Here is a 12,547-nt window from a genome sequence, read left to right on the forward strand (position 1 = left end):
TTACTTGTTAAAACTCTCCCTGATAAACTGGTGCACATCGGATAGCTTGTAATACAGTTTTCCGCTAATGGTATAGTAAGGTAGTTTACCTATGGAGCGGTAGCGTTGCAGGGAACGGTTACTGATTTTCAACATTTGCAGCAGGTCCTGGTTATCGAGCAGTTCTTCTCCGTCTATGCTATTGCGTTTCTTTTTTAAATCGTCAATATTGTCGCCCAACATATCAAACCTGTCCATGATGCGTTCCATCCACGCTATAAATTCCATTCTGTCAATATTCATAGTCGATAAGTTTTAATGTTCACCATGCAAAATTGGGAAGCGTGGCAGTGTTTATCAGCCAAGCCCTGCCAATTGGTTTGGCTGTTTTTTGAAAATTTTTGCAATTGGGAGAAACCCTTGTTTGGTAGGGCTTAAAAAGAATTTCGAGTATTTAGGAGATGGTTTATACCATCATTTGCCAATTGACATACATTGGCTTATGGTATAAACAAAAAAGCAGTACACAACAATGCACTGCCCTGAACAAAAGACCTGCATTGGGTTAAAGGTCTTTATCCATATATTCTTCCAATGAAGTTTTAAGCTGGTCCAAGAATGCCGTTCGGGAACCGCTTCGGGTTTTCATTCTGTGGAATGCGTGGTGCAGGTCACCGAGCGTAATGCCAAAAAGTATCTGGAACATCAAACTGATTTTTCGGACACCGGTTTTACCGTGCGAAACTGCTGCCGAAGCATACAGGGCATATATCAATTCGACAAGTGCGTTTTTGCTTTCTGTCCAAAAAATATCTTTGGCGTTTTCCGGCTTTTGTAAAATAGCATCGGGATTTTCATCTGGATTGATTTTCGTCAGCAGATAGGTATAAAGCAATTCGTTGGCGATAATCCTTGCGGTCTTGTAATCGTAGAAAGTAGAAAATTCGGGATCAATTTCAAAGACGATACTGTTCAGACCGTCGTGGTAATTTATGTTGCCTCTTTTGAAATAGGTGTCGTCACGGTCCGTACGCCCCGAACGATAGTACCTATAAAAATCTGAATTGCAGATATGCTCAATGTACTCTCTTTTAAGATTGGCTAATTGAGTCGAAAAGTAACTGTAATACATTTTGCCGTTGCTGACCGGACAGGTCGTTTCAATCCGGTAAATTTTATTGTAGTAGATGAGTTTTCCAAGTATTTGGGGTTTGATGGTTCGGAAGAATTTTATTTCTTCCCCATCATTTTGAAAGCCCTTTTTAGCAATATATTTCTTGACCTCAAATAACAGGTCTTGTAGATACAAGGTCATTTCATAAGCCTCATCAATCAACCTTTTGCTCTGTGATAAAATCTTATCTTCCTTATTATGTATCTCTAAAATAATGGTGTGTAAAGAATGCTGCATAGCCCATAATTTTTGTGATCAATACCGAATTTCAAATTCAGTTTATCCCTAATTAATACACAAACATCATTATATTAAGTGATACCTTTACCCAAGTTCACCCCACCTGTGGGAAGATTTTTGCCATAAATCTCACCCAACTGTGGAGATTATTTTATAAATATTCAGTATGAAATGACTTTGAAAAGCCCCTTTAGTAAACGCAAATTTAACGGATATAAAGAGACTTTAAGTCTGATTGCTTTATTATATAACTTTGAACCTTGTTAATCTTTTTATTTGAAAAAATGAGCCAGAAAAATCGCTTTAGTGATTTTGAGGTTTAAATCAAAAATCACCAAATTGTATTGCTCAATCAAATTAAATGATTAAATTTGCAACATCGAATCACAAATTATATGTGAGTTAAACGGTGAGTAGTTCTTTTTAAAGAAAGTCAACATATTGACATATAGATATTTGAGTGTGCGCAGATTCGTCCTGCCACCCCGACTTAAGGAGAAAGTAGTTAACTACTTTCTCCTTTTTTTATTTTAATAAAATTTGTCTCACAGCGATGGAATGGGTGGGTTCTATTCCGATATGAAGCAATAAAGTGCTCTCGTTATGCCGAGAAATAACGCTTTAATGAAATCTCAAATCGTTTATGACAGAAATTGGTTTTAGTTCAAACTTTGCGAAAAAATAATGATAAAATGCAGTTGGATTTATTAATATTGGTGAAAAAGAGTATATGAAAAAGTTTATTTTACTTATTATTTCCACGATTTTTTTATCGAGTAGCACTCCAATACAAGAGGAAACCGTAACGTTATTGGTGAAACCGAATGTTTTTAATCTCTCCGAACTCCCGGAGATAGTAGAAGTGACCATGACAAATAATACGCAGGAAACTATATTGGCGGGATTGCATTATTGGATTGAGCGTTATGAAAATGATCGATGGATAAAAGTGTCGCCTGCGCAAGCTTTCGAGGATATAAACTATAACTTCTCGCCTTCAGTTTTTTATACGTACGAAAAGGACCTTTTTACTGAAGAAATAGATTATAAAGTTGGGAAATATAGAATTGCTAAATACTACCTAAAGTCTGACTATCAAGAAACAAAAAAAGAATTTAGGGTCTATGCCGAATTTCGCATTAAGGGAGTGAGGAGCACGACGCGCAGGTAATTACAACGTATTAAAAAACAAAAAAGAGCGCAAAATCTGCGCTCTTTTTTGTTGTCCCACCTGGATTCGAACCAAGACTAAATGAACCAAAATCACTTGTACTACCCTTATACTATGGGACAAACTCTTGTCTAAACAGCTTGTTTCTGTTTTGACGATGCAAATATACGGCAGTTTTTAAAACTTACAAAAAAAAATGTCTAATTTCCTATATCCGGACTGATTCTCAGTGAAATATTTTTTAAGGTGAGGTATGATACACGACGTCTCGGCGTTATTGTTTGTAACAAACTTCGTTAAAATGTGCAAATAATGTTTAATAGTCGGTTAGTATTCCTTATTTTCGGAGCATATTTAGAATAACCTTATCTAGTATAGAATGGATTACAAGAAGATCAATAACCTTTTGGGATGGATATGTGCGGTCATCGCGACGATAGTATATGTCATGACGGTAGAACGCACGGTGAGTTGGTGGGATTGTGGTGAATTTATTGCCTCGGCTTTTAAAATGCAGATTGTGCACCAACCGGGTGCCCCGCTGTTTCTCATGATACAAAATCTATTTTCCAATTTAGCGATGGGGGATACTTCCCGGATTGCATTTTGGATGAATATAGGGTCTGTTGTCTGTAGTGGTTTGACGATTCTCTTTCTGTTTTGGACGATTACCGCCTTAGCGCGTAAAGTATTTGTCGGAACATCGCGTGAGGCAGCGCTGAGCCAAGCACAACTGTTTTTGGTGATGGCTTCTGGTGTGGTGGGAGCGCTAGCGTATGCCTTTACAGATACGTTTTGGTTTTCTGCTGTGGAATCGGAGGTGTACGCCATGTCTTCCCTCTGTACCGCTGTTGTATTCTGGGCAATTTTGAAATGGGAAGCGCGTGCAGATGAGCCGCAAGCAGATAAATGGCTCATCCTTATAGCGTATGTGATGGGATTGTCTATTGGGGTGCATTTGCTGAACTTGCTGGTTATTCCAGCTATTGCTCTGGTTATTTATTTCCGCAAAACAAAACAAAGTACTGGAGCAGGTATTTTTAAAGCATTGGCTTTAGGGGTAGTAGTGTTGGGTTTTATCCTGTGGGGCGTTATACAATTCTCGGTTAAAATTGCAGCTTATTTTGATTTGTTTTTTGTAAACACGCTCGGTTTAGGTTTTGGCTCAGGACTTGCCTTTTTTATTCTATTGCTTGTTGGTGGATTGGCTTATGGTATTTACTATTCAACCAAAAAGAATAAATATATCCTGAACATTGCCATGATCAGTACGGCTTTTATTATTTTGGGATACAGTTCTTTTGCCATGATTATGATTCGGGCAAAAGCTAACCCTACTTTAAATAATAGCGATCCCGATAATGCTTTTTCTTTTCTCAGCTATTTGAACCGGGAGCAGTATGGTGATGAGCCTCTCTTTAAAGGAAAATTCTTTGATGCACGTCCAACTGGAGTAGAGGATGGCAAGAAAGTATATCGGAAAGACGGCGACAAATATGTGGTTGCCAAACGTAATCCGGTATACAGTTATGATAGAGAAACCATATTTCCTCGAATTTATAGCGATAAAGGAGGGCATCCCGAATATTATCGGGAATATCTCGGGTTGGGGCCAAATGAAACACCGACGTTTGCCGACAATGTAAAGTTTTTCTTTGGTTACCAGATAGGACACATGTATGGACGTTATTTTCTGTGGAATTTTGCCGGTCGTCAAAATGACCAGCAAGGGCATGGCTCCTTTACGGAAGGAAACTGGATCAGTGGTGTTAAGCCGATCGATAACATGCTTGTCGGCGGACAAGATGTCTTGCCTGCTTCCGCAAAAACAGACCCATCCCGCAATACTTACTTTTTCCTCCCCCTTATACTAGGGTTACTAGGCGCTTTTTGGCATTTCGGTAAGCGACAACGTGATGCCGGCGTAGTCGGGCTATTGTTTTTCTTTACAGGTATTGCCATTGTGCTTTACTTGAACCAAAATCCACTGCAGCCACGTGAGCGAGACTATGCTTATGCTGGTTCGTTCTATGCATTCAGTATCTGGATCGGATTAGGCGTTATGGCGATTGCAGATTTCCTCAGAAAGAAGACAAATGTTAAGGTTGCAGGATATACCGCAGCAATCGTGGGTGTATTGGCAGGTCCTGTCATCCTGATTGCGCAGAATTATAACGATCACAATCGTTCGGAAAAATCCTTAGCCCGTGATATGGCCCGAAATTATCTGGAATCCTGTGCACCAAATGCCATTTTGTTCAGTTACGGTGATAACGATACTTATCCACTATGGTACGTGCAAGAAGTGGAGGGTTTCCGTACAGACGTTCGTGTCGTCAATTTGAGTTTGCTTAGTGCCGATTGGTATATGAAACAGATGATGAAGAAGGTAAATGATGCCGACGCGCTGCCGATCAATATTGATCCAGAATTGATTAAAGATGGGGTGCGTGATGTCATTTATTACCAAGATTATAATATTCCGGGATACGTTCCAGTACAAGACCTCCTGAAGGTGATGTTATCCGACAACCCGCAGAATAAAGCGCAGTTGCAAAGTGGTGAGTTTGTTAATGTATTGCCGACCAAGAAGATGGAATTGACCGTGGATAAACAAGCGGTATTAGCCAATAATGTTGTGCCTAAGGAATGGGAATCTGCTATTGTAGATACGATGCGTTGGACATACAGCCAGAACTATGCAAGCCGGGCGGAGCTTTCCATGTTAGCCATTCTTGCCAACAATAATTGGAAACGCCCTATATATTATACGATTACGACGCCAGAAAGCAATTATATGGGGTTGGATAGGTACCTGGTGAACGAAGGTTTTGCTTATCGTTTGATGCCGGTGGATTTTGGGTTGCAAGAAGGGGATCCCTCTACAGTCGAGAATATAGATCAGATTTACGACAATGTGATGAATAAATTTTCATGGGGAAATCTTGGCAATGCGGCGTATATTGATCCTGATTCCTATCGTTATATCAGTATGTATGTGGGCTCGATATATGGTCAAACAGCACAGCAGTTACTATCGGCGGGAGAAACGGACAAAGCGAAGGAATTAGTGCTAGATGCTTATGAAAATATGCCGAAAAGAGCCTTCCTTATGTCGGAGGTAATGGGTTACGTTCCGCTGCTGGGTGCGATGTATGAGGTGGGTGAAACTGCTAAAGCTAACGAAATCACACAACGAAACATAGCTTTTATTCGCGAAAACATGGCCTATTACGAAGCGATAGCACAAACAAAATCTAATCTGGAATATCGGAATATGCGTTTTGGTTTGGCCTCGATTCAGCGATACAAACAAATGTTGGATGAAGTCAACCAGCCGGAGTTGCAAAAGCAAGTCGATGAATTATTCAATACGTACAGGCATTTTTTTGAACAAGCAGGTGAATAAAAATCGGGAAAGCCCAAAAAAATACGTTATTTTTGCTTAAATATTCCCATAATGAAACAATCCATTTTATTAGAAGGAGCTAAATTTCAGATAACAATTAAGCGTCTATGCCAACAACTGATTGAAAATCATGGCGATTTTTCCAATGCTGTGCTTATGGGGATTCAACCTCGTGGTACCTATTTGGCGAAACGTATTCAAAAGGAACTTAAAGCGATGACCGGTGTGGAGGTGCAACTCGGTATTTTAGATATTACGTTTTACCGGGATGACTTTCGGATGAAGGGGGCTAATCCGTTGGCGGCAAATAGTACCGACATCGACTTTATGGTGGATGATAAAAACGTTATTTTGATTGATGATGTGCTTTGGACCGGACGAACTATTCGTTCGGCTATGGATGCCATGCAGGCTTTCGGTAGACCGGGAAAAATGGAACTTCTGGTGCTTGTCGACCGTCGTTTTTCTCGCCAAATACCTATTCAGCCGGACTATATCGGAATACAGGTAGATTCCATAGATTCACAAAAAGTGATTGTGAGCTGGCAGGATATTGACGAGGCGGATAGCATTGTGCTGATTACGGAAAAGAAATAAAGCGGGAAAAAATTTTCACAACATGTCAACTACAATTGAGCAGCTAAGTACAAGACATCTTCTAGGAATAAAGGACTTGAATGAAAATGATATTCAACTTATCTTAGATACAGCAGCAAATTTTAAGGAAGTATTAAATCGCCCGATAAAGAAAGTACCTTCCTTACGGGACATTACCATAGCGAATGTGTTTTTCGAAAATTCTACACGCACACGTTTATCGTTTGAATTGGCAGAAAAGCGTCTTTCCGCTGATACTATTAATTTTGCAGCGTCCTCTTCGTCCGTTAGCAAAGGCGAAACGCTAATCGATACGGTGAATAATATCCTGGCAATGAAAGTCGATATGATTGTCATGCGCCATCCGTATGCAGGAGCTGGTGTTTTTCTGAGCAAACATATCGATGCACAGATTGTTAATGCCGGAGACGGTGCTCATGAACATCCTACACAGGCGTTGCTCGACTCTTTTTCTATTCGGGAACGGTTTGGCGATGTCGCAGGACGAAAAGTGGCTATCATTGGCGATATACTGCACTCACGTGTTGCTTTGTCGAATATCCTTTGCCTGCAAAAGCAAGGAGCGGAGGTAATGGTATGTGGTCCAACAACACTTATTCCGAAATATATCAGCTCCCTCGGCGTGAAGGTAGAACATAATTTACGTCAGGCTTTGCAGTGGTGTGATGTTGCTAATATGCTGCGTATTCAGCTCGAGCGGCAGGATATAGGCTATTTTCCTTCCTTGCGCGAATATTCTATGCTTTATGGTCTCAATAAAGAAATACTGGATTCCTTAGACAAAGAGATTACGATTATGCATCCCGGGCCGATCAACCGGGGGGTGGAGATTACATCGGATGTGGCGGACAGCAAACACTCCATTATTCTGGAACAGGTAGAAAACGGAGTGGCGGTGCGTATGGCCGTGCTTTATTTGCTTGCTGGCCAACGGGGATAGGATGTAAAATTTGAAAAAATAAAAATATGCCCGACTTTTAGAAGTTGGGCATATTTTTTGGGTAAAAAGTTCGTTATAAATGCATGGTTACCAACAGATGTTAAGAACTTTTGAGGAAAACGTGAAAGTTTAGTTATAATTTAGTATCCTGAAGAATTGAGCCTTGAGATAAGGCGTTTTTTATGTATAATGCGAAGATTTAGTTGTTGAATAATTCATCAGTATGAATAAGAAAATTTATGGTGTAGGAGTGGCATTGAGTTTAATGGGGGCTACTGCGTTTGGGCAACAAACGGCTTGGCAACAGATAAACAATGCGTACAAATCCGGAATGGAGTTGTTTGAAAGAGGGAAATTTAGCTCTGCAGCAAAGCAGTTTGATCGGGTCGAAGACATCCGGACTAAATCCACCTTGCAACTGGACGAAACGGAGGAACTTACCCTGATCAAAGAAAATGTTCGCTTTTATCAGGCAATCTGTGCACTAGAACTAGGCGATTCCAATGCCGAATCCCGTTTTTTGAAATATATTAAAGACTATCCGGCTAGTGCAAATTCTAAAGCGGCCTATTTTCAGATAGGTCGATCGTATTATGCGAAAAAAGACTATACCAAGGCCATTGAGTGGTTTGAGAAAATTGATAGTAAAAATTTAGCAGGAGCGGAGAATGTAGAATATCGCTTCAAACTCGCTTACGCAAAATTTATGACCGATGAGTACGAGGCTTCCAAACCATTATTTGAGCGATTAAAAGACGAAAGTGGCCCGTATCAAGAAGCATCTATATACTACTATGCGTATTTGAGTTATTTAGATGCAGAATATAAGACTGCACTAAATGAGTTTGAGCGATTAGAGGGTTCGAAAACCTATGAAAACAGCTATCCTTATTATATTACGGCGCTTTACTTTTTGGACAAGCGCTATGATGATGTACTAAACTATGCTTTGCCCATTCTGGACCGTACCAAGCAAGAGAATGAAACGGAGCTTTTCCGTATTGTAGCGGCAACCTATTTTATCAAAGGAGATTTAGAAAAATCAAAAAATTATTACGATAAATTTCAAGCCCAAGATCAGGGTAAGACGCAAAACAACCAAGATAGCTATCAGATTGGTTATATTGCCTACAGGCTAAAAGACTATGACAAAGCCATCAGCGAATTTGAAAAGCTGAGTGAACCAGATGCCTATTACCAAAGTGCGATGATTACGCTGGGGGATGCTTTTTTGAAAACCGGAAATAAGCAGAGTGCGCGGAACGCTTTTTTTAGGGCTTCCAAATTGGATTTTGATCCAGAACTGAAAGAAGAAGGACTTTTTAATTACGCAAAGCTGTCTTACGAGTTAGAATTTCACCAGGTGGCATTGGATGCGACGCAGGAATACTTAGATACATACCCGCGTTCAACACGTTTGGAAGAAGCTAAAACCTTATTGGCGGAGGTGTTGTTGAGTACGAAAAACTACCGTGCTGCGGTCGATATTTTGGAAAGTATCGGCAAGCGTGGACGGGAAGCAAATGCAGCCTACCAGAAGGTAACCTATTATCGCGGACTAGAGTTCTACAACGAACGTGCTTTTGAGAATGCCATCTCGCTGTTTATGCGTTCCGAAGCCAACCGATATGATGAAGAGATATACGCTTTGGCGTTGTATTGGAAAGCAGAAGCGATGTACGAGGTACGTAAGTATGGCGAATCTGTAGCCAACTTTAACAAGTTCATGCAACTGCCGGCGGCGCGTAAAACAGATGTCTATAGTTATGCTAATTATGCATTAGCTTATGCGGCGTTTCGTAACGATCGTTATAATACTGCCGCTAATTATTTTGAACGCTTCTTGGCAACAGGCGGTAAAGAGGGAATAGAACTGAATACACGCAACGACGCTATTGCTCGTCTAGCAGATTCTTATTTCGGTATGAAAAACTATGGTAAGGCCATGGAGCAATACAACCGTTTGATAAGTTCTAATGCGGCAAGTCAAGATTACGCATTGTTCCAAAGAGGAATTATACAGGGATTACAGGGGGATAACAATACGAAAATCGCCACATTAAATTCTGTTGTGCAGAAATATCCAAAATCAAACTATGCCGATGATGTGGCTTTTGAGATTCCTTATACCTATTTCTTGATGGGAGACCATGACCGTGCAATTGATGGATTACAGGAGATGGTAGAAGATTATCCACGTAGTAGTTATGTGCCGCGTGCGCTAGTGACGATTGGGTTGGTGCAATATAACAAAAATGATAACGACGCCGCATTAAAGACTTTTCAGCGTGTAGTAGACCAATATGCTATAACCGATGAAGCACAGCAAGCTATGCGTTCTATAGAGAATATTTATCTTGATAAAGGAGATGCTACGGGGTATATTCGTTATGCTACGAGTACCAATATCGGTGATTTGAGTACAGCAGAACAAGATGCACATACCTTTAGTGTAGCAAAAACACTATTTGATAGAGGTAATTATCAAGGGGCAGTAGAAGCGATCAATGCTTATTTTGATAAATTTCCGAAACCCATTCAGGAAAAACATGCGCGCTTTATCCGAGGAGAAAGCTATGCACGGTTAGGTAAGGACAATGAAGCTCTTCATGATTTTAATATTATCATGAACGATTGGACAAGTGCCTATACCGAACAAACGTTGGTTAGCGTTTCCAGATTACATCTGAACAAGAAGACATATAACGAGGCTGTGCAGGTATTGCGAAAACTGGAACTGACCTCCGAGTATAAGTCGAATTATGGTTTTGCCATCAATAACCTGCTGGTCAGTTTTTATAATATTGGCGACTATGTGGAAACACAGAATTATGCGAAATTGGTAAAAGAACACGATAAATCTTCCGAAGAAGATATTGCCCTTGCACATCTTTATTCTGGTAAAGCGTATGTGGCGACCAATAAGCCGGCGGAAGCGCTTAAGGAGTTTAATTTGGCTGCATTGAAGAGTAACACGATTACGGGGGCAGAAGCAAGATATCTCGTGGGAGAGCAACAATTGAAAGCAAAGCAATACGATAAAGCAATCGAGTCGGCGTTTGATATTTCTAATACCTTCTCTTCCTATGACTATTGGGTGGCAAAAGGATTTATTCTGATGGCAGATGCCTACACGGGTAAAGGGGATGCTTTCCAGGCGAAATCAACATTGGAAAGTGTAATAGATAATTACGATAATGAAGAGGATGACGTGCTAAAAGAAGCCAAGTCTCGTTTACAAAAATTGAAATAACAAGAATAGGAAAGAATGATGAAGCATAAAACAATATTTAAGAATTACGCTGTTATGGCGTTGTTACTTGGTATAGGTGTGGAGGGATATGCACAGCAGCGGGATACTGTTCCTGACAGACCGGTAACGATCGATTCTTTTGATATCGTCCGTGATTATAGACCTATTCTTGCTGACGCGGTCAAGATTCGCCGCAGTCCGGATATGACAAACAAGCGCAGTTACATGCCAAAACTGTCTTATGGAAATATACCGGATAAAAAGCTGGACATCAACACGGGATTAAAAGAACTAAATGTCCAGGAAACACCTTTTTCACAAGCACAAGATCTCCGAAGCAATTACGTGAAGTTTGGCTTAGGGAATTTCAATACCATCTTGGGCGAAGGTTATTTCTCTTATGATGAGTATGAGGATATGCAGGTAGGTGGTTTCCTAAAACATTTAAGCCAAAAAGGAAGTCTGGAAGGACAAAAATTTTCACGTCAGGAAGTCGGTGTATTCGGCAGACGAATTCTACCCTTATTTACGGTAGATGGTCTAGTTGGTTATAACCGCTATGCCACCAACTTTTACGGAATACCGCTGGCGAATGACGGCATGACGACCTTAAACCCATCACCCGAGAGCCAAGCGTTCAACGATATCTATTTTACCGGTGAGTTAACCAGTAACTACGATCCGAATGATGACCAAGCAATTAGCTATTCGGCAAAGTTGGATGCCTACTCGTTCAGTGATAAGTTTGATGCGAAAGAAACATCTGTTGCGCTATCCGCTTACTTAAATAAGCGCGTGAATGCTTTTAATGTGGGTGCCAATGTAAGTGTGGACATAAATAGTGTCGATGGTACGAACAATATGGCCAATGGTGGACGGACAAAGAATTCATTAGCTATTTTAAATCCATACATCCGTTTTAAAGGAGACAACTACGCCATTACATTGGGGGCGAACTTTATTCCGGAATTTGGCGATAGCACAAGCTTCAATATTTTCCCGTCTGCGGAAGTGGACTTCGCGTTGGCGCCAGAATATTTTCATATTTTCGGTGGGGTAAACGGCGGTGTGAAAAAGGCGTCGTATCGGGAATTTGCCAGGCAAAATCCGTTTTTAGGTCCAAACCTAGCCATTCAGAACATGGTCGAACGTTTACACTTTTTTGGAGGGATCAAAGGAAATGCAGGAGCGACATTTGGCTACAAAGTAAAAGCTATATACAGGCAATTGGAGGGCATGCCGTTGTTCGTGAACAATATGGGGACGCCTTTCCAGTTTGATCTGGTGTATGATGGCGATGGTGATAAGGCGGTGAAGCACTTCGGTATCGAAGGAGAGCTTAATGTGCGTCTTTCTTCGTTGGTGAATCTGGGAGGCCGTTTGAATATAGACCAATATACAACTGCACAGCAAGAAGAAGCTTGGCATACGCCTAAATTACGGTTGGCCGCAAATGCGCGCTTCAACATCTCCGAAAAATTATATATAGATGCTGAAGCACTATTCCACGGTGTTTCCTATGGAAAAACATTTGATTACGATGCCACAGGAGTTGTCATCTCAGCAGAGGATTATTATAGAAAAGAAGTGCCTTCTTTTTTTGACCTGAGTGCAGGGGCAGAGTATAAAGCGACAAAACAACTGGGCTTATTTGTGAAAGCAAATAATATGTTCAATACCGAATATCAAACATATTTATATTATCCGAAACTCGGATTTAACGTGCTCGGTGGTTTAAATTTTTCATTTTAAGCGCAGAACAT

The 12,547-nt window shown here is 40.6% G+C and carries 8 protein-coding genes; 6 read left to right on the forward strand and 2 right to left on the reverse strand.

From position 1 onward, the window contains the following. A complete protein-coding gene (locus FXV77_RS03445) occupies positions 1-282 on the reverse strand; it encodes a helix-turn-helix domain-containing protein (protein WP_002993296.1) in 282 nt (93 codons plus the stop codon). A 262-nt stretch (positions 283-544) separates the two neighbouring features. After that, positions 545-1,390 carry an RteC domain-containing protein gene (locus FXV77_RS03450; protein ID WP_002993297.1) on the reverse strand — a complete coding sequence of 282 codons (846 nt, stop codon included), beginning with the start codon at positions 1,388-1,390 and terminating at the stop codon, positions 545-547. A gap of 733 nt (positions 1,391-2,123) precedes the next feature. Between FXV77_RS03450 and FXV77_RS03455 the strand changes: the two genes are divergently transcribed. The 6 genes from FXV77_RS03455 (at position 2,124) to FXV77_RS03480 (ending at position 12,536) form a co-directional block, all read left to right on the forward strand. Then, positions 2,124-2,564 (forward strand): immunoglobulin-like domain-containing protein, encoded by a 441-nt coding sequence (locus tag FXV77_RS03455; RefSeq protein WP_148917777.1) that lies wholly within the window; start codon positions 2,124-2,126, stop codon positions 2,562-2,564. 379 nt (positions 2,565-2,943) lie between these two features. Further along, positions 2,944-5,973, forward strand: a complete 3,030-nt coding sequence (locus FXV77_RS03460) for a glycosyltransferase family 117 protein (protein ID WP_148917778.1) — start codon at positions 2,944-2,946, stop codon at positions 5,971-5,973. A gap of 51 nt (positions 5,974-6,024) precedes the next feature. Continuing rightward, positions 6,025-6,570 (forward strand): bifunctional pyr operon transcriptional regulator/uracil phosphoribosyltransferase PyrR, encoded by a 546-nt coding sequence (gene pyrR / locus FXV77_RS03465; RefSeq protein ID WP_148917779.1) that lies wholly within the window; start codon positions 6,025-6,027, stop codon positions 6,568-6,570. Positions 6,571-6,592: 22 nt separating this feature from the next. Further along, on the forward strand, positions 6,593-7,531 hold the full coding sequence (locus FXV77_RS03470; RefSeq protein WP_148917780.1) for an aspartate carbamoyltransferase catalytic subunit: 939 nt from the start codon (positions 6,593-6,595) through the stop codon (positions 7,529-7,531). 223 nt (positions 7,532-7,754) lie between these two features. Then, a complete protein-coding gene (locus FXV77_RS03475; RefSeq protein ID WP_148917781.1) occupies positions 7,755-10,784 on the forward strand; it encodes a tetratricopeptide repeat protein in 3,030 nt (1,009 codons plus the stop codon). Between the two features lie 15 nt (positions 10,785-10,799). Then, on the forward strand, positions 10,800-12,536 hold the full coding sequence (locus FXV77_RS03480; protein WP_148917782.1) for a porin family protein: 1,737 nt from the start codon (positions 10,800-10,802) through the stop codon (positions 12,534-12,536). Positions 12,537-12,547 lie beyond the last annotated feature (11 nt).

It is taken from the genome of Sphingobacterium phlebotomi, assembly GCF_008180195.1.
Taxonomy (GTDB): domain Bacteria; phylum Bacteroidota; class Bacteroidia; order Sphingobacteriales; family Sphingobacteriaceae; genus Sphingobacterium; species Sphingobacterium phlebotomi.

Excerpts from the sequence above, each read along its gene's own strand:
- FXV77_RS03445 (WP_002993296.1), bottom strand. The coding sequence starts at position 282 with ATGAATATTGACAGAATGGAATTTATAGCGTGGATGGAACGCATCATG.
- FXV77_RS03450 (WP_002993297.1), bottom strand. The coding sequence starts at position 1,390 with ATGCAGCATTCTTTACACACCATTATTTTAGAGATACATAATAAGGAA.
- FXV77_RS03455 (WP_148917777.1), top strand. The coding sequence starts at position 2,124 with ATGAAAAAGTTTATTTTACTTATTATTTCCACGATTTTTTTATCGAGT.
- FXV77_RS03460 (WP_148917778.1), top strand. The coding sequence starts at position 2,944 with ATGGATTACAAGAAGATCAATAACCTTTTGGGATGGATATGTGCGGTC.
- pyrR (WP_148917779.1), top strand. The coding sequence starts at position 6,025 with ATGAAACAATCCATTTTATTAGAAGGAGCTAAATTTCAGATAACAATT.
- FXV77_RS03470 (WP_148917780.1), top strand. The coding sequence starts at position 6,593 with ATGTCAACTACAATTGAGCAGCTAAGTACAAGACATCTTCTAGGAATA.
- FXV77_RS03475 (WP_148917781.1), top strand. The coding sequence starts at position 7,755 with ATGAATAAGAAAATTTATGGTGTAGGAGTGGCATTGAGTTTAATGGGG.
- FXV77_RS03480 (WP_148917782.1), top strand. The coding sequence starts at position 10,800 with ATGATGAAGCATAAAACAATATTTAAGAATTACGCTGTTATGGCGTTG.